This window comes from Streptomyces tanashiensis, from assembly GCF_014648895.1.
Classification (GTDB): Bacteria; Actinomycetota; Actinomycetes; order Streptomycetales; family Streptomycetaceae; genus Streptomyces; species Streptomyces tanashiensis.
In genome coordinates this window covers 251,800-274,188 of sequence record NZ_BMRZ01000005.1, presented here as the reverse complement: position 1 = coordinate 274,188, position 22,389 = coordinate 251,800, and the positions used below count along the sequence as shown (strand labels likewise).

The window sequence follows — 22,389 nt, the reverse complement described above, 5'->3', positions numbered from 1 at the left end:
CGCTTCCACCCGGACAGGAGTAGAAAGGAATCAGGCCCGCGAGACCGAGGACATCCGAGAGGATCACCTGTTGAGCATGAAGGCCCCACGGACCTAGCACCGAAACCGGGCACCCACGCGACGTCGACCCGTCGATTACGGGCCAGCCGCACCAGGCCACGGGCAAAGTTCCCGGCCTGATGGGCACATATCGAGGACGCTTGGTAACTGGGTGGAAGTGCCAGCGGCGGTACCAGGACTGGTGCCGCCGCAACCCATGTCCGGCCCCGGCGAGGAGCCCGCGCGCAAGTGCCGGACCCCTCGCGAACTAGGCCCCGCGCAGGAAACCCCGTCACGCGAGAGCCGGGTCCCGCGCACAGACCAGCCACCCGGACCGGCCCGCGACCGACCGATGGAAGTGGGGGGCTGTCAGGCGGCGCCGCGCTGGAGTGCCTCGCAGACGGCCGTCGACTCCCGGACACCCAGCTCGACCGAGCGCCCGCAGTGCGCGATCCAAGCGCCGACGCCCTCCGGGGTGCCCGAGAGGTACCCGTCGAAGGCGGCCAGGTACGCGGCCCGGCCCTGTTCGGCGTGGCCGACCTCGGCCGGGCAGATCGCCTTGGGGTCGAGGCCGCTGCCGACCAGCGCGATCCGCTCCGCCGCCCGCGCGACCAGGCCGTTGTACGAGGTGAAGGGGCGCAGCGCGAGCAGCTCGCCGTGCACGACGGCGGCCGTCACGAGCGCCGGGGCCTCGCTGCCCGCGACGATCAGCTCGGCGAGCCCGTCGAGCCGCCCCGCGACCTCGGCGGGCGTCGGCAGCGGAGCGTCGATGAAGGGCTCGTCGACCGTCTCGCCGTCCAGCCGGGGCCGGCCGACGAAGTCGCCGGGACCGGTACCGCCCGGGACGCCCGCGTCGCCGGCGGCGACCAGGTGGAGACGGGCGAGCACGCGCAGGGGCGACTGGCGCCAGATGGAGAGCAGCTGCCCGGCCTCGGCGCCGAGGCGCAGGGCAGCGCCGACCGTGCGCGCCTCGGCGTCGGCGCTGAAGTCGGTGCGCCGGCGGACCTCTTCCAGGGCCCAGTCGGCCCCGGACAGGGCAGCCGAGCCGCGCGCGCCGCGCAGGGCCGCCTCGGAGGAGATCTCGTTGCTGCGGCGGCGCATCACGCGGTGGCCGTAGACCCGGTCGACGGCCTTGCGTACGGAGTCCACCGCTTCGGCGACGCCCGGCAGGGAGCCGAGGGCGGCCAAGGGGTCAGAGGCGTGCGTACTCATAAGTAGGGAGGCTACGCGCCCCGGGGGCCCACCCCACGATGGAGTGGTCTTCTTCACGCAGCTTGACCACGCGCCGCGATCGTGCCGCTACCCTAGGTGAACATGAAGATCGCTTTCGTGGGGAAGGGCGGCAGCGGCAAGACGACGCTGTCCTCGCTCTTCATCCGCCACCTCGCCGCCAACGAAGCACCGGTCGTCGCCGTGGACGCCGACATCAACCAGCACCTGGGCGCCGCGCTCGGCCTGCCCGAGGCGGAGGCCGCCGCGCTGCCCGCGATGGGGGCGCATCTGCCGCTCATCAAGGAGTACCTGCGGGGCAGCAACCCGCGGATCTCCTCCGCCGACACGATGATCAAGACGACGCCGCCCGGAGAGGGTTCGCGGCTGCTGCGGGTCCGTGAGGACAACCCGGTGTACGAGGCGTGCGCGCGTCCGGTGCGGCTCGACGACGGCGAGATCCGGCTGATGGCGACGGGGCCCTTCACGGAGTCGGACCTCGGGGTCTCCTGCTACCACTCGAAGGTCGGCGCGGTGGAGCTCTGCCTCAACCACCTGGTCGACGGGGTGGACGAGTACGTGGTCGTCGACATGACGGCGGGTTCGGACTCCTTCGCCTCCGGTCTCTTCACCCGCTTCGACATGACCTTCCTGGTCGCCGAGCCGACCCGCAAGGGCGTCTCGGTCTACCGCCAGTACAAGGAGTACGCGCGGGACTTCGGCGTGGCGCTCAAGGTCGTCGGCAACAAGGTGCAGGGCCGGGACGATCTCGACTTCCTGCGCGAGGAGGTCGGCGAGGACCTGCTCGTGACGGTGGGGCACTCGGACTGGGTCCGCGCGATGGAGAAGGGCCGCCCGCCGCGCTTCGAGCTCCTGGAGGCGGAGAACCGCATGTCGCTCCAGGCCCTCCAGGACGCGGCGGACGACTCGTACACCCACCGCGACTGGGAGCGCTACACGCGCCAGATGGTCCACTTCCACCTGCGCAACGCGGAGAGCTGGGGCAACGCCAAGACGGGGGCCGACCTGGCGGCGCAGGTCGACCCCGGGTTCGTGCTGGACGAGGGGCTCGCGGTGCCGCAGTTCGGCTGAGGCGACCCGCCCGTGGCCGACGGCGACCAAGCCCGACGCGGCACCGCCGACAGCCGACGGCGACCAAGCCCGACGCGGCGCCCCCGCAGTCCGGCGGACGAAGCCCTGAACGGCACTCCGGCGCCCGGCCGGCAGGGAGGCCCCGGGGCCGGGCCGGTGGTGCGGGCCGGCCCCGGGGGCGTGGTGGGCGGAGGGGTCAGTGCCGTGCTGCCGGCTTGGTGGCCGGGGCGCCCGCCGGGGCCGCCGGCTGCGGGGCGAGGAAGCCCTTCCAGCCGTCCGCCGGTGCCTCGCCGACCTTCAGGGTGCGCATCTTGGCGATGACGTCGGGGTCCTGGGCGTCGAGCCAGTCGGCGAGCTGGCGGAAGGAGACGCACTTGACGTCCTTCTGCACGCAGACGGTGGCGATGGTCTCCTCGATGGCGCGCATGTACGTGCCGCCGTTCCAGGACTCGAAGTGGTTGCCGATGATCAGCGGCGCGCGGTTGCCCCGGTAGGAGCGCTCGAAGGCCTGCACCAGGCCGTCGCGCATCTGGTCGCCCCAGTACTTCTGCTGGGAGGGGTCGCCCTGGGTCGTGCCGGGGGACTGGTTCACCAGGAAGTTGTAGTCCATGGAGAGCGTCTGGAAGGCGCGTCCGGGGACGGGCACGAGCTGCATCGACAGGTCCCAGAGGCCCAGGTCCTTCTTGGGCCAGATCTGGTCGTTGACGCCGCTGGTGTCGTAGCGGAAGCCCATCTGCGCCGCCGCCTGGACGAAGTTCTTCCGGCCCTCCAGGCAGGGGGTGCGGGCGCCGACGAGCTCCTTGTCGTAGTCGAAGGGCAGCGGCTGCTCGGAGCGCAGGCCGGCGTTCGTCTTCCAGTTCTTGACGAAGGACTTGGCCTGGTTGATCTCGCTCTTCCACTCCTCGACCGACCAGTTGCCGACGCCGCCGTCCGCACCGCAGAAGTGGCCGTTGAAGTGGGTGCCGACCTCGTTGCCCTCCTGCCACGCGCCGCGCAGTTCGCGAACGGTGGCGCGGATGCCCTCGACGTCGTTGAAGCCGATGTCGGAGCGGCCGGGGCTGTGCTGCGGCGGGTCGTACAGCTCCCGCTTCTCCTCGGGCAGCAGGTACACGCCGCTGAGGAAGTACGTCATGGTGGCGTCGTACTTCTTGCCCACCGAGCGGAAGTGGGAGAACAGCTTCTGGCTGTCCTCGCCCGCGCCGTCCCACGAGAAGACGACGAACTGCGGCGGGGTCTCGCCCGGCTCGAGCTTCTTCCAGACGGGCTGGTGGGGCTGGGCGCCGGTGAAGGCGGTCGATCCGTCGCCGATCAGCCGGGGCGCGGTCTGCGGGGCGGCGGCCGGGCCCTTCTTGGCGCCCGTGCCGCCCGGCGAGCCCTTCGTGGCGGTGCCGCCGGAGCCCGAACAGCCGGCGAGGCCGGTGGCGAGAGCGAGGGTGACGGCGCCGACGGCGAGCGCCTTCCTCCGGACGGTGGTCGTTCTGCGGGCGGCTGACATCCGCGCACCTCTCCTCAGATCCTCGGATTTCACTACAAGCGATTTCCGTACAAGCGGCGTCAACCTCGCACCACGAGGACCGAGGAGCGTCAACGACAAGCGGCGTGCGCACGTTCTGTCACCGGATCCGGTGAATCATTGCCCTGTTTGCCCCGAAAATAGTGCCGCAGTCTTTACTCTCCATTACTATCCATTTACCGAGCGTTGATCTCCCCTCTCCGGAGGGGGCGCCGGGAATCCCGCCGCTGCACCCCGCACGAGCCGCGACCGCGCTGCCCCGGAGGAGACGGGAACATGACCCTCTGCACCCCTGCCCGCACGACCAACAGGCCTCGGATCCAGCGGCCCCACAGCCCGCCGGAGGGGCCCCGCCGTTTCCGCGTCGCCGGCGCCGACCTCTCCGCGTCCGTCGCCGTCTTCCTGATCGCGCTGCCGCTCTCACTCGGCATCGCACTCGCCACCGGAGCCCCGCTCCAGGCCGGCCTGGTGGCCGCCGCCGTCGGCGGCCTCGTCGCCGGCCGGTTCGGCGGCTCCCCGCTCCAGGTGAGCGGCCCCGCCGCCGGACTCACCGTCGTGACCGCCGAGCTGATCCAGCGGTACGGCTGGCGCACCACCTGCGCCATCACCGCCCTCGCCGGCCTCACCCAACTCGCCCTGTCCGCCCTGCGCGTGGCCCGCTCGGCACTCGCCGTCTCGCCCGCGATCGTGCACGGCATGCTGGCCGGCATCGGCGTGACCATCGCCCTCGCCCAGCTCCACATCGTGCTGGGCGGCACCCCCCAGAGCTCCGCCGTGGACAACGTCCTCGGGCTGCCGGCCCAGTTGGCGCACGCCCAGCCGGCCGCGCTCGTCATCAGCGCCCTCACCGTGGCCGCGCTGCTGTGCTGGCCCCGGCTGCCCGGCCGGGCGGGCCGGCTCGCCCGGAAGGCCCCGGCAGCGCTCGTCGCGGTCGCCGGGGCGACGGCCGTGGCCGCCCTCGCCGGACTCGCCGTGCCCCGCGTGGACCTGCCGTCCTGGAGCAGCCACGCGCTGCCGGGCCTGCCCGAGGGTCCGGTCCTCGGCATCGCCGCCGGGGTGCTCACGATCACCCTCGTCACCAGCGTGCAGTCGCTGCTGTCGGCCGTCGCGGTCGACAAGCTGGTCGCCGCCCGCGGGGACCTCGGCCGGGGCGTCCCGCGCTCCGACCTCGACCGCGAGCTCGCCGGACAGGGCGCGGCCAACGTGCTCTCGGGGGCGCTCGGCGGCCTCCCGGTCGCCGGTGTCGCGGTCCGCAGCGTCGCCAACGTCTCGGCGGGCGCGGTGAGTCGCGCCTCGACCATGCTGCACGGCCTCTGGGTCGTGCTCGCGGCGCTGCTGCTCGTGCCGGTGCTCGACCTGATCCCGCTGCCCGCGCTGGCCGCGCTCGTCATGGTGGTCGGCATCCAGATGGTGAGCATCACCCACATCCGTACGGTCACACGGCACCGTGAGGTCGTCGTCTACGCGGTGACGCTGACCGGCGTCGTCCTCGTCGGGATCCTGGAGGGCGTCGCCCTGGGCATCGCCGTGGCCATCGCGGTCGCGCTGCACCGGCTGGCCCGCACCCGGATCACCCGGGAGGAGCGGGACGGGCGCCAGCTGCTGCACGTCCGGGGCCAGCTGACCTTCCTCGCCGTGCCGCGGCTCAGCCGGGCCCTGCACCAGCTGCCGCGGGGGTCCGACGTGGTGGTCGAGCTGGACGGGTCCTTCATGGACCACGCCGCCTACGAGGCGCTGAGCGACTGGACCGCGGGGCACCTCGCCCACGGCGGGACGGTCGAGACGACCGGCCCCTCCGGGGTCCGGATCGCCGAGCCGGCCCCGGTCACCGCCTCCGCCTCGCACCCGTGCTGCCGCCCCTGGACGCCCTGGCACAACCACCAGTGCGGCGAGAAGCCCACCGGGACCACCGAAGCCGGCGAGACCACGGAGACCACCGAGACGAGCCGGACCGCCGAGCCCAGACGGACGACGGGGCTGCACCTGGCGAGCGGCATCGGCAAGTTCCAGCGGAACACGGCACCGCTCGTGCGGGACGAGCTCGCGCGGCTCGCACGGGAGGGACAGCGTCCCTCGCAGCTCTTCCTGACGTGCGCCGACTCCCGTCTCGTCACCAGCATGATCACCTCCAGCGGCCCCGGTGACCTCTTCACCGTGCGCAACGTCGGCAATCTCGTCCCGCTCCCCGGCGAGGAGAGCGGGGACGACTCGGTGGCGGCGGCGATCGAGTACGCGGTGGACGTGCTGCGGGTCGAGTCGATCACCGTCTGCGGCCACTCCGGCTGCGGCGCGATGCAGGCCCTGCTGAGCGGCGGCCCGGACGACCCGCCGACCCCGCTCCGCCGCTGGCTGCGTCACGGTCGGCCCAGCCTGGAGCGGATGGCGAGCCGGCGGCACGCCTGGGCGCGGATCTCCGGGCGTCTTCCGGCCGACGCGGTCGAGCAGCTCTGCCTGACCAACGTGGTCCAGCAGCTGGAGCACCTGCGGGCGTACGAGCCGGTGGCGCGCCGGCTGGCCGAGGGCACGCTCACGCTGCACGGCGTGTACTTCCATGTGGGCGAGGCGCAGGCGTACCTCCTCTCCGGTACGGACGAGGTGCACAGCTACGACGACGTCTTCACCCAGGTCATGCCGACGGGCCACCTGGAGTCGGCGCGCGCGTCCTGAACCTTCCGGTCCCCCCGGCCGTGAGACTGTGTGGCCCCTTCTCCCACCGCTCGGGAAGAAGGGGCCACCGCACGTCAAGCCACTCACAGGTCTAAACCAATTCCCTGGAGGCTCTTGTCACCCGGGCATCTGACTGATGAGCTATGACGCGGGACACATACGCACAGAGGACGCCCTGGGAAAGGGAGATGTCGTGAGCAACGAATCCTTGGCCAACCTGCTCAAGGAAGAGCGGCGGTTCGCGCCGCCCACCGAGCTGGCCGCGGACGCCAATGTGACGGCGGAGGCGTACGAGCAGGCCAAGGCGGACAGGCTGGGCTTCTGGGCCGAGCAGGCCAGGCGCCTGAGCTGGGCCACCGAGCCGACCGAGACCCTCGACTGGTCGAACCCGCCGTTCGCCAAGTGGTTCGCCGACGGCGAGCTGAACGTGGCGTACAACTGCGTCGACCGGCACGTCGAGGCCGGCCTCGGCGACCGGGTCGCCATCCACTTCGAGGGCGAGCCCGGCGACAGCCGCGCGATCACCTACGCCGAGCTCAAGGACGAGGTCTCCAAGGCCGCCAACGCCCTGACCGAGCTGGGCGTCCGCAAGGGCGACCGGGTCGCCGTCTACCTGCCGATGATCCCCGAGGCCGCCATCACGATGCTGGCCTGCGCCCGCGTCGGTGCCGCCCACTCCGTGGTCTTCGGCGGCTTCTCGGCCGACGCCGTCGCCTCCCGCATCCAGGACGCCGACGCCAAGCTGGTCGTCACCGCCGACGGCGGCTACCGCCGCGGCAAGCCGAGCGCCCTCAAGCCGGCCATCGACGAGGCCGTCGCCAAGTGCCCGCAGGTCGAGCACGTCCTCGTGGTCCGCCGGACGGGTCAGGACACCGCCTTCACCGAGGGCCGCGACGTCTGGTGGGACGACATCGTCGCCCGTCAGTCCACCGAGCACACCCCCGAGGCGTTCCCGGCGGAGCACCCGCTCTTCATCCTCTACACCTCGGGCACCACGGGGAAGCCGAAGGGCATCCTGCACACCTCCGGCGGCTACCTCACCCAGGCCGCCTACACCCACCACGCCGTCTTCGACCTCAAGCCGGAGAGCGACGTCTACTGGTGCACCGCCGACATCGGCTGGGTCACCGGACACTCGTACATCGTCTACGGCCCGCTGGCCAACGGCGCGACGCAGGTCATGTACGAGGGCACCCCGGACACCCCGCACCAGGGCCGGTTCTGGGAGATCGTGCAGAAGTACGGCGTCACGATCCTCTACACGGCGCCCACCGCGATCCGCACGTTCATGAAGTGGGGCGACGACATCCCCGCGAAGTTCGACCTGTCCAGCCTCCGCGTGCTCGGCTCGGTCGGCGAGCCGATCAACCCCGAGGCCTGGGTCTGGTACCGCGAGCACATCGGCGCGGGCAAGACCCCGATCGTGGACACCTGGTGGCAGACCGAGACCGGCGCGATGATGATCTCGCCGCTGCCGGGCGTCACCGAGACCAAGCCGGGCTCCGCCCAGCGCCCGCTGCCGGGCATCTCCGCCACCGTCGTGGACGACGAGGCGAACGAGGTCCCGAACGGCGGCGGCGGCTACTTGGTGCTCACCGAGCCGTGGCCGTCGATGCTCCGCACCATCTGGGGCGACGACCAGCGCTACATCGACACGTACTGGTCCCGCTTCGAGGGCAAGTACTTCGCCGGTGACGGCGCCAAGAAGGACGACGACGGCGACATCTGGCTGCTCGGCCGGGTCGACGACGTCATGCTCGTCTCGGGTCACAACATCTCGACGACCGAGGTCGAGTCGGCCCTCGTCTCGCACCCGTCGGTGGCCGAGGCGGCCGTCGTCGGCGCCGCCGACGAGACGACCGGTCAGGCCATCGTCGCCTTCGTCATCCTGCGCGGCACGGCGAGCGAGGACGACAACCTGGTCGCCGACCTGCGCAACCACGTCGGCGCGACGCTCGGCCCGATCGCCAAGCCGAAGCGGATCCTGCCGGTGGCGGAGCTGCCGAAGACCCGCTCGGGCAAGATCATGCGCCGTCTGCTGCGCGACGTCGCGGAGAACCGCGAGCTGGGTGACGTCACCACCCTGACCGACTCCTCGGTCATGTCGCTCATCCAGACCCAGCTGCCGGCCACGTCCAGCGAGGACTGACCTCCCCCGTACGGCATGAACGCCCGCCCCGAGCCGCTCGGGGCGGGCGTTCGCGTACCCCCTCCGCGTACCCCGCCCACACCCCGCCCACGACCCCGCCCGAGTGCTCCATCCCGACGGGACGAAAGGGGCGAATCTCCCTAGAGTGAATCCCGCCGGACACACCCCGATCTCGTTAGGTAAAGTAAGGACCGCGTCAGGAACGCGACAGAAAGACCTAGGTGAGCCGGGAAGTCTGGTCGGCATGTGCTTCGCCCTGCCTGCCCGACGGAGGTCCCCCACGTGTCCGAGTCCACCGACCGCAAGTTCCTCGGCCGCCTCTCGCTGCCCGAGCGGCGGTACCTCGCCGACGCGCTGCGCACCGAGACCGTCGGCGGCGTGCTGCTACTCCTCGCCGCCGTCGCCGCCCTCGTCTGGGCGAACAGCCCGCTCAGCGCGAGCTACGAGACCGTCAGCGACTTCCACATAGGCCCCGCCGCCCTCGGCCTCGACCTGTCGATCCAGCACTGGGCGGCCGACGGCCTCCTGGCGATCTTCTTCTTCGTCGCCGGCATCGAGCTCAAGCGCGAGCTCGTCGCGGGCGAGCTGCGCGACCCCAGGGCCGCCGCGCTCCCCGTCGTCGCGGCGCTCTGCGGCATGGCGGCCCCCGCCCTCGTCTACGCCCTGGTCAACGCCCTCGGCGGCGGCTCGATGGACGGCTGGGCCGTGCCGACCGCGACCGACATCGCCTTCGCGCTCGCCGTCCTCGCCGTCATCGGCACCTCGCTGCCGTCGGCGCTGCGCGCCTTCCTGCTCACCCTCGCCGTCGTCGACGACCTCTTCGCGATCCTGATCATCGCGATCTTCTTCACCAGCGACCTGAACTTCGCCGCGCTCGGTGGCGCCGTCGCCGGACTCGTCGTCTTCTGGGTACTGCTCCGCAAGGGCGTCCGCGGCTGGTACGTGTACGTGCCGCTGGCCCTGGTCATCTGGGGCCTGATGTACAACAGCGGCGTCCACGCCACCATCGCCGGCGTCGCCATGGGCCTGATGCTCCGCTGCACCACCCGGGAGGGCGAGGAGCACTCCCCCGGCGAGCACATCGAGCACCTGGTCCGGCCGCTCTCGGCCGGCCTCGCCGTGCCCCTCTTCGCGCTCTTCTCCGCCGGTGTGAGCGTCTCCGGCGGCGCGATCCACGACGTCTTCACCCAGCCGGTCACCCTCGGCGTGGTCCTCGGTCTCGTCGTGGGCAAGACGATCGGCATCTTCGGCGGCACCTGGCTCGCCGCCCGCTTCACCCGGGCGGAGCTCAACCCCGACCTGGCCTGGCCGGACGTGTTCGCCGTCGCCACCCTCGCCGGGATCGGCTTCACGGTCTCGCTGCTCATCGGCGAGCTCGCCTTCGCCGGGGACGACGTCCTCACCGACGAGGTGAAGGCAGCCGTCCTGATCGGCTCGCTCATCGCGGCCGTCCTCGCCTCCGTCCTGCTGAAGCTGCGGGTCCGGAAGTACCAGGCGCTCGTCTCCGACGAGGAGCGTGACGAGGACGAGGACGGCATCCCCGACATCTACGAGCAGGACAATCCGGAGTACCACCTGCGGATGGCCGAGATCTACGAGAGGAAGGCCGCGGAACACCGGGAGCGCGCCCAAGTGGCGGGGGCATCGCGCGACGGGGCCGACCGTCCGGCATGATCTGATTCGGACCGTGGAAGAGGCTCGCACCGTAGAAGAGGCCTCGGACCGCAGAAGAGAAGAGGGAGCAGCGATGAGCGACCCGTTCGACGGAACCGAGCGCAGCCTCGGCCAGCTGGTCGCCTCGGCGACCGCCGAGATGTCCGCGCTGGTGCACGACGAGATCGCCCTGGCCAAGGCCGAACTGCGACAGGACGTCAAGCGCGGTGCGTTCGGCAGCATCATGGGAATCGGCGCCCTTGTGGTGCTGCTGTTCTCGCTGCCGATGCTGAGCTTCGCGCTCGCGTACGCCATCAACACCTGGACCGGCGGGCACAACGGCAACGGGGGCTGGAACCTCGTCTGGTGCTTCCTGCTGTCCTTCGCCTTCAACGTGCTGCTCGCGACCCTCCTCGGGCTGATCGCGTACTCCAAGTTCAAGAAGGTGAAGCCGCCGGAGAGGTCCATCGCCTCCGCCAAGCAGACGGCGGCGATCATGCAGAACGCGAAGCCGCACCCCCGTCCGGAGCAGCGTCCGGCGCTGGACAAGGCCTCCGCTGTGGCACGCTCGTCCGTATGACCCTCCCCGAGAGCAGCAGCGGCAACGGCGGGCCCGTACGCCTCGACGGGCCGTGGACCCACCGCGACGTCGCCGCCAACGGCGCCCGCTTCCACATCGCCGAGATGGGCGACGGCCCGCTGGTGCTGCTCCTGCACGGCTTTCCGCAGTTCTGGTGGACCTGGCGCCACCAGCTGCCCGCCCTGGCCGAGGCCGGGTTCCGGGCGGTCGCGATGGACCTGCGCGGGGTGGGCGGCAGCGACCGCACACCGCGTGGTTACGACCCCGCCAACCTGGCCCTCGACATCACCGGGGTCGTCCGTTCCCTGGGCGAGCCGGACGCGGCGCTCGTCGGGCACGACCTGGGCGGCTACCTCGCCTGGACGGCCGCCGTCATGCGGCCGAAGCTGGTGCGCCGGCTCGTGGTCTCCTCGATGCCGCACCCGCGCCGCTGGCGCTCGGCGATGCTCTCCGACTTCGCGCAGTCGCGGGCCGGCTCGCACGTGTGGGGCTTCCAGCGGCCGTGGATCCCGGAGCGTCAGCTCGTCGCGGACGACGGGGCGCTGGTGGGCGAGCTGATCCGGGACTGGTCGGGTCCGAAGCCGGTCGACGAGGAGTCCCTCGACGTGTACCGGCGGGCGATGTGCGTCCCGTCGACGGCGCACTGCTCGATCGAGCCGTACCGCTGGATGGTGCGGTCGCTGGCCCGCCCGGACGGCATCCAGTTCAACCGGCGCATGAAGCGGCCGGTCCGGGTGCCGACGCTCCATCTGCACGGCTCCCTGGACCCGGTGATGCGGACCCGCAGCGCCGCGGGATCCGGCGAGTACGTGGAGGCTCCGTACCGCTGGCGGCTCTTCGACGGCCTCGGGCACTTCCCGCACGAGGAGGACCCGGTGGCCTTCACCACGGAGCTCGTCAACTGGCTGAAGGACCCCGAGCCCGACCGCTGAGCGGGGACTCCTGAGCCTCCGTCACGGAGGCGGCGGCGCACAGGCGTCCGTCGAACGGCCATGTGCCTCGCGCATACTCCAATTGGCGGGCCCCGGGGCGGTTACCGACCTTGGCCCCCGGGCAGACGTCGAGGTATGGGCTGGACGCACGACTACGGTGACACGACAGCACGCGACCGCCGCTCGGCCACGGGGCCGGGCTCCCGCGAGAGGGGTGGCCCGCCGGACCAGGGCCACGCGGTGCAAGGGGTGGGGATCTCGCGCATCCTGCGCCGCCGGGCCCGCTGGGTCTCGGCCCGGCTCCGGCACCCCAGAGACACCCCGTAGGGCGGGGCTCAGAGGGCGCAGGCCTGGGTGTCGACCTGCTGGTCGGCGGTCCGGCCGCGCTCGATGTCCTCGCGGATCTCGTCGACCGTCAGGGCGTATCCGGTGTTCGCGTCGTCGAGGGAGCGGGCGAAGATCACGCCGTACACCTCGCCGTCCTCGGTGAGGAGCGGACCGCCGGAGTTGCCCTGGCGGACCGTCGCGTACAGCGAGTAGACGTCCCTGCGCACCTCGTCGCGGTGGTAGATGTCGGGGCCCTTGGCGCTGATGCGGCCCCGCACGCGGGCGGAGCGCACGTCGTACGAGCCGTTCTCGGGGAATCCGGCGACGATCGCGTCGTCGCCGCTGCGGGCGTCCTCGTCGGTGAAGGCCAGCGGCGTCGCCCTGAGGTCCGGCACGTCCAGGACGGCGATGTCGCGCCGCCAGTCGTAGAGGACGACCTTGGCGTCGTAGAGCTTGCCCTCGCCGCCTATCTGGACGGTCGGTTCGTCGACGCCGCCGACGACGTGGGCGTTGGTCATGATGCGGCGGTCGGCGAAGACGAAGCCGGTGCCTTCGAGGACCTTGCCGCAGCTCTGCGCGGTGCCGACGACCTTCACGATGGAGCGCTGCGCGCGGGCGGCGACCGGGCTGTCGGCGAGCGCCGGGTCGGGCGGGGTGACCGGGGTGATCGGCTCGTTCGCGAAGGGGCTGAAGACCTGGGGGAAGCCGCTGCGGGCCAGGGTGGAGCTGAAGTCGTCGAACCAGCCGGAGGCCTGATCCGGCATCACCTGCTCGACGCCGAGCAGCACCTTGGAGTTCCGCACCTCCTTGCCCAGGGTGGGCAGCGAGGTACGGGCGAGGGCCGAGCCGATCAGCCAGGCGACGAGCAGCATCGCGACGACGTTGACGAGGGCGCCGCCGGTGGCGTCCAGGGCGCGGGCCGGCGACCAGGTGATGTGGCGGCGCAGCCTGTTGCCGAGGTGGGTGGTGAAGGCCTGGCCGACGGAGGCGCAGACGATGACCACCATCACGAAGACGACGGTGGCCGTGGTCGAGACCTCGCTGTTGTCGGTCAGCTGGTCCCAGAGGATGGGGAGCAGCAGGACGGCGACGAGACCGCCGCCGAGGAAGCCGATCACCGAGAGGATGCCGACCACGAAACCCTGGCGGTAACCGATGATCGCGAACCACACGGCGGCGAGCAGCAACAGGATGTCCAGCACGTTCACCGTCAGTAGCCTCGCAGATTCGTTTCCGGTCGCCCGGGGTCAGCCGGCCCGAAGGCCGGCGCGCCCGGGGGCCAGCCTGTCATGAGCGCCAGTCGAGCGGGACCTGCTTGGACCGGTCCCAGGGTCGCTCCCAGCCCGAGAAGTGGAGCAGCCGGTCGATGACTCCGGCCGTAAAACCCCAGACCAGAGCGGATGCGACGAGGAACGCGGGGCCCTGGTGGCCGCTCGGGTGGACGGTGGTCGCGCGGTTCTCGGGATCCGTGAGATCCGCCACGGGGACGGTGAAGACGCGGGCGGTCTCGCCGGGATCGACGACGCCGACCGGGCTGGGGGTGCGCCACCAGCCGAGGACGGGGGTGACGACGAAGCCGCTGACGGGGATGTAGAGCCGGGGCAGGACGCCGAAGACCTGGACGCCCCGCGGGTCGAGGCCGGTCTCCTCCTGGGCCTCGCGCAGGGCGGCGCGCAGCAGCCCGCCGTCCGCCGGGTCGCCGTCCTCGGGGTCGAGGGCGCCGCCGGGGAAGGAGGGCTGTCCCGCGTGCGAGCGGAGGCTGCCGGACCGCTCCATCAGGAGCAGCTCGGGTCCGCGCTCGCCCTCGCCGAAGAGGACGAGGACGGCGGACTGGCGTCCGGCGCCGCTCTCGGGCGGCAGGAAGCGGCTCAGCTGCTCGGGCCGGATCGTGCGCGCGGCCCGGTCGACGGGGCCGAGCCAGTCCGGCAGCCCGTCCCGGCTGAGCAGGCGGCCCGTGCCGGGGCCGTGGATCTCTTCGTCAGTGCGCGTCATAGGCACCCCCGTGGTTCACAACGCGATCGATGGACGTGTTCGTTCCCGGTGGGCGCCCCCCGCCGGGCTCCCCGGACGGGGTTCAGGCGGAGCCGCCGAGGGGCGGCGCGGGGCGGCCGGGGTAGCCGGGCGGCGGGTTCAGCCGCTGGCCGGGGAGGCCGCCCATCTCGTACTTGAGCAGCTTCCTCGCCTTCTCGGGATCGGTCTCGCCCTCGCCGTACGAGGGGCAGAGGTGGGTGATCGGGCAGGCGCCGCAGGCAGGCTTGCGGGCGTGGCAGATGCGGCGGCCGTGGAAGATCACCCGGTGCGAGAGCATCGTCCACTCGCTCTTCGGGAAGATCGCGGCGACCTCGGCCTCGATCTTCACCGGGTCGTCGGACTCGGTCCACCGCCAGCGCCGGGCGAGGCGCATGAAGTGGGTGTCGACGGTGATGCCGGGGACCCCGAAGGCGTTGCCGAGGACGACGAAGGCGGTCTTGCGGCCGACGCCGGGGAGCTTGACGAGGTCCTCCAGGCGGCCGGGGACCTCTCCGCCGAAGTCGTCCCTGAGGGCGGTGGCGAGGCCCATGATCGACTTGGTCTTGGCGCGGAAGAAGCCGGTCGGCCGGATCAGCTCCTCGACCTCCTCGGGCACGGCTGCGGCGAGGTCCTCGGGCGTGGGGTACTTCGCGAAGAGGGCGGGGGTGGTCTGGTTGACCCGCAGGTCGGTGGTCTGGGCCGAGAGGACCGTGGCGACGAGCAGCTCGAAGGGGTTGCGGAAGTCGAGCTCCGGATGGGCGTACGGGTAGACCTCGGCCAGTTCGCGGTTGATCCGGCGCGCCCGGCGGACCATCGCGAGCCGCGACTCGGGCTTGGCGGGCTTGGCGGGCGCGGCGGACTTCTTCGCCGGCTTGGCGGGCGCGGCGGCTTTCGCCGGCTTGGCGGTGGCCGCGGCTTTCGCGGGCTTGGCGGTGGCCGCGGACTTCGAGGGACCGGCGGGCGCGGCGGGCTTCACAGGCTTCCCTTTTGCACCCTTTGCCTGTTTCGACACGCCGTGTTCGCCCACAGCGGAATTACCTTCGGCCGACACTCTTTCAGCCCCCTTGGCCTGCGCTCTCACCGGCGAGTTGGACACCCGGCCAGCCTAGGCGCCGCCACCGACATCCGCCCCGGGCGTGGCCGATCGGAGCCCAATCGGGCCCCTGGCGTACGGACCGGCGGCTCGGTGCGTCAAACTTGTTGTGATTGATCGCACTGTTTTGTGCGTCCGGCATCATGGGACCCAGGTCCTTTGAGCAGGTCGACAGTAGGAGAGAACTCGTGGACGACGTTCTGCGGCGCGCCCCGCTCTTCGCGGCGCTCGATGACGAGCAGGCAGCCGAGCTGCGCGCCTCGATGAGTGAGGCGACGCTCGCCCGTGGTGACGCGCTCTTCCACGAGGGCGACCCCGGCGACCGCCTGTACGTGGTGACCGAGGGCAAGGTGAAGCTGCACCGCACGTCCCCCGACGGCCGCGAGAACATGCTGGCCGTCCTCGGCCCCGGCGAGCTCATCGGCGAGCTGTCCCTCTTCGACCCGGGCCCGCGCACCGCCACCGCGACCGCGCTGACCGAGGTCAAGCTGCTCGGCCTCGGCCACGGCGACCTCCAGCCCTGGCTGAACGCCCGCCCCGAGGTGGCCACCGCGCTGCTGCGCGCCGTCGCCCGCCGGCTGCGCAAGACCAACGACCAGATGTCCGACCTGGTCTTCTCCGACGTCCCGGGCCGTGTCGCCCGCGCGCTCCTCGACCTGTCGCGCCGCTTCGGCGTGCAGTCCGAGGAGGGCATCCACGTCGTCCACGACCTCACCCAGGAGGAGCTGGCCCAGCTGGTCGGCGCCTCCCGCGAGACGGTCAACAAGGCGCTCGCCGACTTCGCCCAGCGCGGCTGGCTGCGCCTGGAGGCCCGCGCCGTGATCCTGCTGGACGTGGAGCGCCTCGCGAAGCGCTCGCGGTAAGCACCCCCGTACACACGGAAAGGCCGCCCCGGTCCGAGGACCGGGGCGGCCTTCTCGCGTCCTGGGGGACGGTCAGCGCTTGGAGCCGTCCACGATCACCGGGGCGGAGCCGGCGTTCCCGCAGGGCACCGCGTAGACCGGGTTCTTCGCCGCGGCCTCCTTGTAGGCGTCGATGCACTGGTTCATCAGGACCTTGTCCGTCAGCGAGTCGTTGAGGATCTTGTTGGCGCGGGCGATGCCCTCCGCCTCGATCCGGCGGCGGTCGGACTCGGCCTTCGCCGTACGGGAGGCCTCCAGGGCTCGCTCGGTGGACTGCTGCTGCTGGATCTTGCGGTCGATCTGGGCCTGGAGGGAGTCCGAGGGCTTCACGTTGCGCAGGTTGACCGTGGTCACGTCGATGCCGCGGGGGGCCAGGCGCTCCGTGATCAGGCGGCCGATCTCGGCGTTGATCTTCTCGCGGTCGGAGGCGTAGCCCTGCTCGCTCGTGTAGTGGGCGAAGACGTTACGGACGATCTCGCGGCTGTCGGGGTAGACGAGGCGCTGCTGGATGGCGTCCTCGCTGCCCGCGAGCTTGTACAGCTCGACGGCCTTCGCCTGGTCGACGGACCACTTCACGGTGACCTCGGCGTACATGACGCCGCCCTGCGAGGAGCGGACCTCGACCACGTCCTTGTCGGAGAGGTTGAGGTCCACCGGGCGGGTGGAGAAGGTCGTGACGTCCGTGAACGGCGACTTCACGTGCATGCCCGAGGTCATCGGCGAACCGACCTTGCCGAAGGCGACCGGCACGCCGACCTCGTAGGCGCTGATCACGTACGTCATGCTCACGATGAGCGAGAAGAGACCGGCCAGGACCGCGCCCAGGGCGCCGAACTTCAGCCCCGTGGAGTCATTGGCGCGGCCGACGAAAAAGAGCACCACTGCGGCTATGACCAGCAGGATGGCGATGACGAACACGGGCGTTCCCCCCGAAAGCTACGGCCAGAAGTAAGCGGAGCGTAAAACACGGGTCAGGAACGCCAAAAGGCCGGGGGCCTCCTCGGGACAGGATCGTGACGACCGCCCCGGAGGCCCCCACTCCGGACATCCCGGGAGCCGGGGAGCCCGGACCGCCGCGAGCCCGGGATCCCGGGAGCCGGGGGCCCGGACCGCCGCGAGCCCGGTCTGATCGACAGGACACCTCCTAGACCAGGCCGTGCTCCCTCAGGTACTCCAGCTGCGCCCGTACGGACAGCTCCGCCGCCGGCCACAGGGAGCGGTCCACGTCCGCGTACACGTGGGCGACGACCTCCGCCGCCGTCCGGTACCCGGCCTCGACCGCCGTCTCGACCTGGGCGAGCCTGCTCGCCCGGTGCGCGAGATAGAACTCCACGGCCCCCTGCGCGTCCTCCAGGACCGGCCCGTGCCCCGGCAGGACCGTGTGCACCCCGTCGTCGACCGTCAGCGAACGCAGCCGCCGCAGCGAGTCCAGGTAGTCCCCGAGCCGCCCGTCCGGGTGCGCGACCATCGTCGTCCCGCGCCCCAGGATGGTGTCGCCCGTCAGCACCGCCCGGTCGGCCGGCAGGTGGAAGGAGAGCGAGTCCGAGGTGTGCCCGGGCGTCGGGACGACCCGCAGCTCCAGGCCGCCGACGGTCACCACGTCCCCCGCGCCGAGCCCCTCGTCACCGAGCCGCAGCGCCGGATCGAGGGCCCGCACGGCCGTCCCCGTCAGCTCCGCGAAACGGCCCGCGCCCTCCGCGTGGTCCGGGTGGCCGTGGGTCAGCAGGGTCAGCGCGATCCGCTTGCCGAGCTTCTCGGCGGTGTCGATCACATGCCGGAGATGGCCGTCGTCGAGCGGGCCCGGGTCGACGACGACGGCGAGGCCGGAGCCCGGCTCGGACAGCAGCCAGGTGTTGGTGCCGTCGAGGGTCATCGCGGACGGGTTCGGCGCCAGGACGTTCACGGCGCGTTCGGTCGCGGGCCCGGAGACCACGAGCCCGCGCGGCTGGCCCGGCAGGGCGGCGGCATCGCTCATCGCGCACCCCCGCGGGGGATCACCTTGGTGAACTCCTCGTGCCCCGGCCAGCTGAGGACCAGCTCGTCGCCCTCCAGGCGCGCCTGCGCGAGGACCGGAGCCATGTCCTGCTCCCCCGCCGCCGCCAGCGCCTCGGCGGCCGTCCCGAACGGCTCCAGGGTGCGCAGGGTCGAGATCGTCGGCGGCATCATCGTCAGCTCGCCCCGGTCGTAGCCGGCCGCGGCCTCCGCCGGGCGGATCCAGACCGTGCGGTCCGCCTCGCCGGAGACGTCCCGGGTCCGCTGCCCCTCCGGGAGCGCCGCCACGAAGAACCAGGTGTCGTACCGGCGCTGCTCGAACTCCGGGGTGATCCAGCGGGCCCACGCGCCCAGCAGGTCCGAGCGCAGGACCAGGCCGCGCCGGTCCAGGAAGTCGGCGAAGGACAGCTCACGGGCGACGAGCGCCTCCCGGTCCCGCTCCCACTCCTCGCCGGTCGTGTCGCCGACGACGCCGTCCTCGGTCTCCCCGGCGAGCAGCACGCCCGCCTCCTCGAAGGTCTCGCGCACGGCGGCGCAGACCACGGCCTGGGCCTGCGCGGCGTCGTCCAGGCCGAGCCGGGCCGCCCACGTCTCCAGGGACGGGCCCGCCCAGCGCACCGGCTGCTCGTCGCGCGGGTCGACGCCGCCGCCGGGATAGGCGTACGCACCCCCCGCGAAGGCCATCGACGTGCGGCGGCGCAGCATGTGGACGTCGGGACCGGCGGCCCCGTCCCGCAGGAGCAGGACCGTGGCGGCGCGGCGCGGTGCCACCGGGGTGAGCTCACCGGCGGCGAGGGCGCGGATGCGGTCGGGCCACTCCGCCGGGTACCACTGACCGTTCGACTGCTTCGACTGACCATTCGGCATGGCCGGATGCTATGCGCAAGCATCGGAATGCACGAGAGCCGGTTTCCCCCGATCGGGAAACCGGCTCCACGCGTGCGTGCGGGCGATCAGCGCTCCGCGACGGGATGTCAGGCGTCGACGAGCTCGACCTGGACCTCGACCTCGACCGGCGCGTCGAGCGGCAGCACGGTGACGCCGACGGCGCTGCGCGCGTGCACGCCCTTCTCGCCGAGGATCTCGCCGAGCAGCTCGCTGGCGCCGTTGATGACGGCGGGCTGCCCGGTGAAGTCGGCGGCGGAGGCGACGAAGCCGACGACCTTCACGACGCGCTTGATGCGGTCGAGGTCACCGGCGACCGACTTCACGGCCGCGAGGGCGTTGAGCGCGCAGGTGGCGGCGAGCTGCTTGGCCTCATCCGGCGTGACCTCGGCGCCGACCTTGCCGGTCAGCGGAAGCTTGCCCGCCACCATCGGGAGCTGGCCCGAGGTGTAGACGTACACGCCGGACTGCACGGCCGGCTGGTAGGACGCGATCGGCGGCACGACCTCGGGCAGGGTCAGGCCGAGCTCGGCGATGCGCGCCTCGACGGCCCCGCTCACGACTTGGCCCGCTTCAGGTAGGCCACGAGCTGCTCGGGGTTGTTCGGCCCGGGCACGACCTGGACGAGCTCCCAGCCGTCCTCGCCCCAGGTGTCCAGAATCTGCTTGGTCGCGTGCACCAGAAGCGGCACCGTGACGTACTCCCACTTGGTCATGGGGCCGACTGTATCCGCTGCCGCGGGGCTGCCCGCCGAGGCGGCCCCCTCCGCTCCTCCGGCGCTGCCCCCGACCCGGCCCCTAGGTGGCATCTCCGGGGCGGCCTGCTGATTGCGCGCGGCCGCCAGTGGTTAGGCTCGACAGCGTGAGCAGGCTCCAGGTCGTCAGCGGCAAGGGCGGTACCGGTAAGACGACGGTCGCCGCCGCCCTCGCGCTCGCCCTCGCGACGGAGGGCAAGCGGACCCTCCTCGTCGAGGTCGAAGGCAGACAGGGCATCGCACAGCTCTTCGAGACGGAAGCCCTTCCGTACGAGGAGCGCAAGATCGCCGTCGCCCCGGGCGGCGGCGAGGTGTACGCGCTGGCGATCGACGCCGAGCGCGCGCTCCTCGACTACCTCCAGATGTTCTACAAACTGGGCGGTGCGGGACGGGCCCTGAAGAAGCTCGGCGCGATCGACTTCGCGACGACGATAGCGCCGGGCGTCCGGGACGTGCTGCTGACCGGCAAGGCGTGCGAGGCGGTCCGGAGACGTGAGAAGGACGGCCGGCCCGTCTACGACCACGTGGTCATGGACGCGCCGCCCACCGGCCGCATCACCCGCTTCCTCAACGTGAACGACGAGGTCGCGGGCCTGGCCAGGATCGGCCCGATACACAACCAGGCGCAGGCCGTGATGCGGGTCCTCAAGTCCCCCGAAACGGCGGTGCACCTGGTGACCCTCCTGGAGGAGATGCCGGTCCAGGAGACCGCGGACGGCATCGCGGAGCTGAGGGCCGCCGAACTGCCGGTGGGCAGGGTCGTGGTGAACATGGTCCGTCCGCACGTCCTCGACGAGGCGGCGGTACGGGCCGCCTCCGGCGACCACCGGGACGCGATCGCGCGGACCCTGGCCTCCGTCGGCGTCACGGGCGGCACGCGCCTGGTCGAGCCGCTCCTCGACCAGGCGGCCGAGCACGCGCGGCGGGTGGAGCTGGAGCGGGCGCAGCGCGCGGTCCTGGACGGCGTCGGCGTCCCCTCGTACGAACTGCCCTTCCTGGGCGACGGGGCGGACATCGCCGGGCTCTACCGGCTGGCGAAGGAACTGCGGAAGCAAGGGGTGGGCGCGTGACGGAGAAAGCGGGCGCCGGGGCCACGGGTGCCGGGGCGGACACCGACGCGACCGGCGTGGCGGCGGCCTCCGCCGGGCCCGCGGACGACACCGACGCGACCGGCATGACGGCGGCCGCCGTCGGGCCCGCGGACGACGCCGACCCCACCGCGGACGGGCCCGACGGCGCGTCCGGGATCGACCGTGCGCCCGTTCTCGAGCTCGATCCGCTCCTCGACGACCGGGGCACCCGCATCATCGTCTGCTGCGGCGCGGGCGGGGTCGGCAAGACGACCACGGCGGCGGCGCTCGGCGTGCGGGCCGCGGAGCGCGGCCGGCGGGTCGTCGTCCTCACCATCGACCCGGCGCGCCGGCTCGCCCAGTCCATGGGCATCGACTCCCTCGACAACACCCCGCGCAAGGTCGACGGCATCAAGGGCTCCGACGGCGGCGAGCTGCACGCGATGATGCTCGACATGAAGCGGACGTTCGACGAGATCGTCGAGGCGCACGCGGATCCCGAGCGCGCGCGGGCGATCCTGGAGAACCCCTTCTACCAGTCCCTGTCGGCCGGTTTCGCCGGTACGCAGGAGTACATGGCGATGGAGAAGCTGGGCCAGCTCCGGGCCCGCGACGAGTGGGACCTGATCGTCGTCGACACCCCGCCGTCCCGGTCCGCGCTGGACTTCCTGGACGCGCCGAAGCGGCTCGGGTCCTTCCTCGACGGGAAGTTCATCAAGCTGCTGATGGCCCCGGCGAAGGTGGGCGGCCGGGCGGGGATGAAGTTCCTCAACGTCGGCATGTCGATGATGACGGGGACCCTCGGGAAGCTGCTGGGGGGTCAGTTCCTCAAGGACGTGCAGACGTTCGTGGCGGCGATGGACACGATGTTCGGCGGATTCCGGACCCGCGCGGACGCCACGTACAAGCTGCTCCAGGCTCCGGGCACGGCCTTCCTCGTGGTCGCGACGCCGGAGCGGGACGCGCTGCGCGAGGCCGCGTACTTCGTGGAGCGGCTGGCCGCCGAGGAGATGCCGCTGGCCGGTCTCGTCCTCAACCGCGTCCACGGCAGCGGCGCCGCCCGGCTGTCGGCCGAGCGGGCGCGGGCCGCCGCGGAAAATCTTGACGAGGGGCGCATTGTGGATCAGGGGGGCGGGAAGGCTGGACTGCGTGGCTCCCCGGCCACCGAGCCCGAGCCGAACGAACTCGCCACCGCCGCCGCACATCCCGTACCCGAGGCTGCCCCCACAGCCGAACCGGCACAGGAAACAGACGCACCAGACGTGGACGTACGTCATCTCACCGCGGGACTTCTGCGCCTGCATGCCGAGCGCATGCGGGTGCTCTCGCGTGAGCAGCGCACCCGCGACCGCTTCACCGCGCTCCACCCCGAGGTGGCGGTGACCGAAGTGGCCGCCCTGCCCGGCGATGTGCACGACCTCGCCGGGCTGCGGGCCATCGGTGACCGGCTCATGGCGGGGCGGACCCCCTCGGCCTGAGCCGTCTCGCGTACGCGTACCCGTATCCGTACGCGTACCCGCGT

The 22,389-nt window shown here is 72.0% G+C and carries 20 protein-coding genes; 10 read left to right on the top strand and 10 right to left on the bottom strand.

From position 1 onward, the window contains the following. Positions 1-408: 408 nt before the first annotated feature. Positions 409-1,251, bottom strand: coding sequence for a Fic family protein (locus IE237_RS19125; RefSeq protein ID WP_189803216.1), 843 nt, complete (start codon positions 1,249-1,251; stop codon positions 409-411). Between the two features lie 102 nt (positions 1,252-1,353). Between IE237_RS19125 and IE237_RS19120 the strand changes: the two genes are divergently transcribed. Beyond that, a complete protein-coding gene (locus tag IE237_RS19120) occupies positions 1,354-2,340 on the top strand; it encodes an ATP-binding protein (RefSeq protein ID WP_189803215.1) in 987 nt (328 codons plus the stop codon). Between the two features lie 196 nt (positions 2,341-2,536). Here IE237_RS19120 and IE237_RS19115 read toward each other — a convergent pair whose 3' ends face one another. Beyond that, on the bottom strand, positions 2,537-3,835 hold the full coding sequence (locus IE237_RS19115; RefSeq protein ID WP_189803214.1) for a polysaccharide deacetylase family protein: 1,299 nt from the start codon (positions 3,833-3,835) through the stop codon (positions 2,537-2,539). A 294-nt stretch (positions 3,836-4,129) separates the two neighbouring features. Here IE237_RS19115 and IE237_RS19110 point away from each other — a divergent pair, with 294 nt between their 5' ends. The 6 genes from IE237_RS19110 to IE237_RS40810 all read left to right on the top strand — a co-directional run bounded on the left by IE237_RS19110 (position 4,130) and on the right by IE237_RS40810 (position 12,161). Beyond that, positions 4,130-6,520 carry a SulP family inorganic anion transporter gene (locus tag IE237_RS19110; RefSeq protein ID WP_189803213.1) on the top strand — a complete coding sequence of 797 codons (2,391 nt, stop codon included), beginning with the start codon at positions 4,130-4,132 and terminating at the stop codon, positions 6,518-6,520. 193 nt (positions 6,521-6,713) lie between these two features. Further along, positions 6,714-8,669 carry an acetate--CoA ligase gene (gene acs, locus IE237_RS19105; protein WP_189803212.1) on the top strand — a complete coding sequence of 652 codons (1,956 nt, stop codon included), beginning with the start codon at positions 6,714-6,716 and terminating at the stop codon, positions 8,667-8,669. A 282-nt stretch (positions 8,670-8,951) separates the two neighbouring features. Beyond that, a complete protein-coding gene (gene nhaA / locus IE237_RS19100; protein WP_189803211.1) occupies positions 8,952-10,343 on the top strand; it encodes a Na+/H+ antiporter NhaA in 1,392 nt (463 codons plus the stop codon). Between the two features lie 73 nt (positions 10,344-10,416). After that, complete coding sequence (locus tag IE237_RS19095; protein ID WP_189803210.1) at positions 10,417-10,902, top strand: phage holin family protein; 486 nt, start codon at positions 10,417-10,419, stop codon at positions 10,900-10,902. Next, complete coding sequence (locus IE237_RS19090; protein ID WP_189803209.1) at positions 10,899-11,834, top strand: alpha/beta fold hydrolase; 936 nt, start codon at positions 10,899-10,901, stop codon at positions 11,832-11,834. The genes IE237_RS19095 and IE237_RS19090 overlap by 4 nt, the downstream gene beginning before the upstream one ends. Before the next feature lie 135 nt (positions 11,835-11,969). After that, positions 11,970-12,161, top strand: coding sequence for a hypothetical protein (locus IE237_RS40810; RefSeq protein ID WP_229842762.1), 192 nt, complete (start codon positions 11,970-11,972; stop codon positions 12,159-12,161). Positions 12,162-12,169: 8 nt separating this feature from the next. On the opposite strand, the gene IE237_RS19085 is transcribed toward IE237_RS40810, so the two are convergent. The 3 genes from IE237_RS19085 to nth all read right to left on the bottom strand — a co-directional run bounded on the left by IE237_RS19085 (position 12,170) and on the right by nth (position 15,147). Then, complete coding sequence (locus IE237_RS19085; protein WP_189803208.1) at positions 12,170-13,369, bottom strand: MarP family serine protease; 1,200 nt, start codon at positions 13,367-13,369, stop codon at positions 12,170-12,172. Between the two features lie 79 nt (positions 13,370-13,448). After that, complete coding sequence (locus tag IE237_RS19080; RefSeq protein ID WP_189803207.1) at positions 13,449-14,153, bottom strand: NUDIX hydrolase; 705 nt, start codon at positions 14,151-14,153, stop codon at positions 13,449-13,451. Between the two features lie 82 nt (positions 14,154-14,235). Further along, the gene (nth, locus tag IE237_RS19075) at positions 14,236-15,147 is read right to left on the bottom strand and encodes an endonuclease III (protein WP_229842761.1); all 912 of its coding nucleotides are present in this window, start codon (positions 15,145-15,147) and stop codon (positions 14,236-14,238) included. A 305-nt stretch (positions 15,148-15,452) separates the two neighbouring features. On the opposite strand from nth, the gene IE237_RS19070 reads away from it, so the two are divergent. Next, positions 15,453-16,127 (top strand): Crp/Fnr family transcriptional regulator, encoded by a 675-nt coding sequence (locus IE237_RS19070; protein WP_015034542.1) that lies wholly within the window; start codon positions 15,453-15,455, stop codon positions 16,125-16,127. Positions 16,128-16,199: 72 nt separating this feature from the next. On the opposite strand, the gene IE237_RS19065 is transcribed toward IE237_RS19070, so the two are convergent. The 5 genes from IE237_RS19065 to sp36 all read right to left on the bottom strand — a co-directional run bounded on the left by IE237_RS19065 (position 16,200) and on the right by sp36 (position 19,758). Further along, positions 16,200-17,084: a prohibitin family protein gene (locus IE237_RS19065; RefSeq protein WP_189803205.1), complete on the bottom strand. Its 885-nt coding sequence runs from the start codon at positions 17,082-17,084 to the stop codon at positions 16,200-16,202. A 226-nt stretch (positions 17,085-17,310) separates the two neighbouring features. Then, the gene (locus IE237_RS19060) at positions 17,311-18,141 is read right to left on the bottom strand and encodes an MBL fold metallo-hydrolase (protein ID WP_189803204.1); all 831 of its coding nucleotides are present in this window, start codon (positions 18,139-18,141) and stop codon (positions 17,311-17,313) included. Next, positions 18,138-19,025, bottom strand: coding sequence for an NUDIX hydrolase (locus IE237_RS19055; RefSeq protein WP_189803203.1), 888 nt, complete (start codon positions 19,023-19,025; stop codon positions 18,138-18,140). Before IE237_RS19055 ends, IE237_RS19060 begins: the two co-directional genes overlap by 4 nt. A gap of 107 nt (positions 19,026-19,132) precedes the next feature. Further along, entirely contained in the window at positions 19,133-19,603 is a 471-nt protein-coding gene (locus tag IE237_RS19050) for a RidA family protein (RefSeq protein WP_189803202.1), read from the bottom strand. Beyond that, positions 19,600-19,758 carry a Sp36 family protein gene (sp36, locus tag IE237_RS19045; protein WP_015034547.1) on the bottom strand — a complete coding sequence of 53 codons (159 nt, stop codon included), beginning with the start codon at positions 19,756-19,758 and terminating at the stop codon, positions 19,600-19,602. Before sp36 ends, IE237_RS19050 begins: the two co-directional genes overlap by 4 nt. 146 nt (positions 19,759-19,904) lie before the next feature. Here sp36 and bagA point away from each other — a divergent pair, with 146 nt between their 5' ends. Beyond that, the gene (gene bagA, locus IE237_RS19040; protein ID WP_189803201.1) at positions 19,905-20,867 is read left to right on the top strand and encodes an ATPase BagA; all 963 of its coding nucleotides are present in this window, start codon (positions 19,905-19,907) and stop codon (positions 20,865-20,867) included. Positions 20,868-20,971: 104 nt separating this feature from the next. Next, the gene (bagB, locus tag IE237_RS19035; protein ID WP_370468224.1) at positions 20,972-22,345 is read left to right on the top strand and encodes an ATPase BagB; all 1,374 of its coding nucleotides are present in this window, start codon (positions 20,972-20,974) and stop codon (positions 22,343-22,345) included. Positions 22,346-22,389 lie beyond the last annotated feature (44 nt).

Coding starts and splice junctions, on each gene's coding strand:
- IE237_RS19115 (WP_189803214.1), bottom strand. CDS start 3,835: ATGTCAGCCGCCCGCAGAACGACCACCGTCCGGAGGAAGGCGCTCGCC.
- IE237_RS19055 (WP_189803203.1), bottom strand. CDS start 19,025: ATGCCGAATGGTCAGTCGAAGCAGTCGAACGGTCAGTGGTACCCGGCG.
- IE237_RS19125 (WP_189803216.1), bottom strand. CDS start 1,251: ATGAGTACGCACGCCTCTGACCCCTTGGCCGCCCTCGGCTCCCTGCCG.
- IE237_RS19120 (WP_189803215.1), top strand. CDS start 1,354: ATGAAGATCGCTTTCGTGGGGAAGGGCGGCAGCGGCAAGACGACGCTG.
- IE237_RS19080 (WP_189803207.1), bottom strand. CDS start 14,153: ATGACGCGCACTGACGAAGAGATCCACGGCCCCGGCACGGGCCGCCTG.
- bagB (WP_370468224.1), top strand. CDS start 20,972: ATGACGGCGGCCGCCGTCGGGCCCGCGGACGACGCCGACCCCACCGCG.
- IE237_RS19095 (WP_189803210.1), top strand. CDS start 10,417: ATGAGCGACCCGTTCGACGGAACCGAGCGCAGCCTCGGCCAGCTGGTC.
- sp36 (WP_015034547.1), bottom strand. CDS start 19,758: ATGACCAAGTGGGAGTACGTCACGGTGCCGCTTCTGGTGCACGCGACC.
- IE237_RS40810 (WP_229842762.1), top strand. CDS start 11,970: ATGGGCTGGACGCACGACTACGGTGACACGACAGCACGCGACCGCCGC.
- IE237_RS19060 (WP_189803204.1), bottom strand. CDS start 18,141: ATGAGCGATGCCGCCGCCCTGCCGGGCCAGCCGCGCGGGCTCGTGGTC.
- IE237_RS19090 (WP_189803209.1), top strand. CDS start 10,899: ATGACCCTCCCCGAGAGCAGCAGCGGCAACGGCGGGCCCGTACGCCTC.
- IE237_RS19110 (WP_189803213.1), top strand. CDS start 4,130: ATGACCCTCTGCACCCCTGCCCGCACGACCAACAGGCCTCGGATCCAG.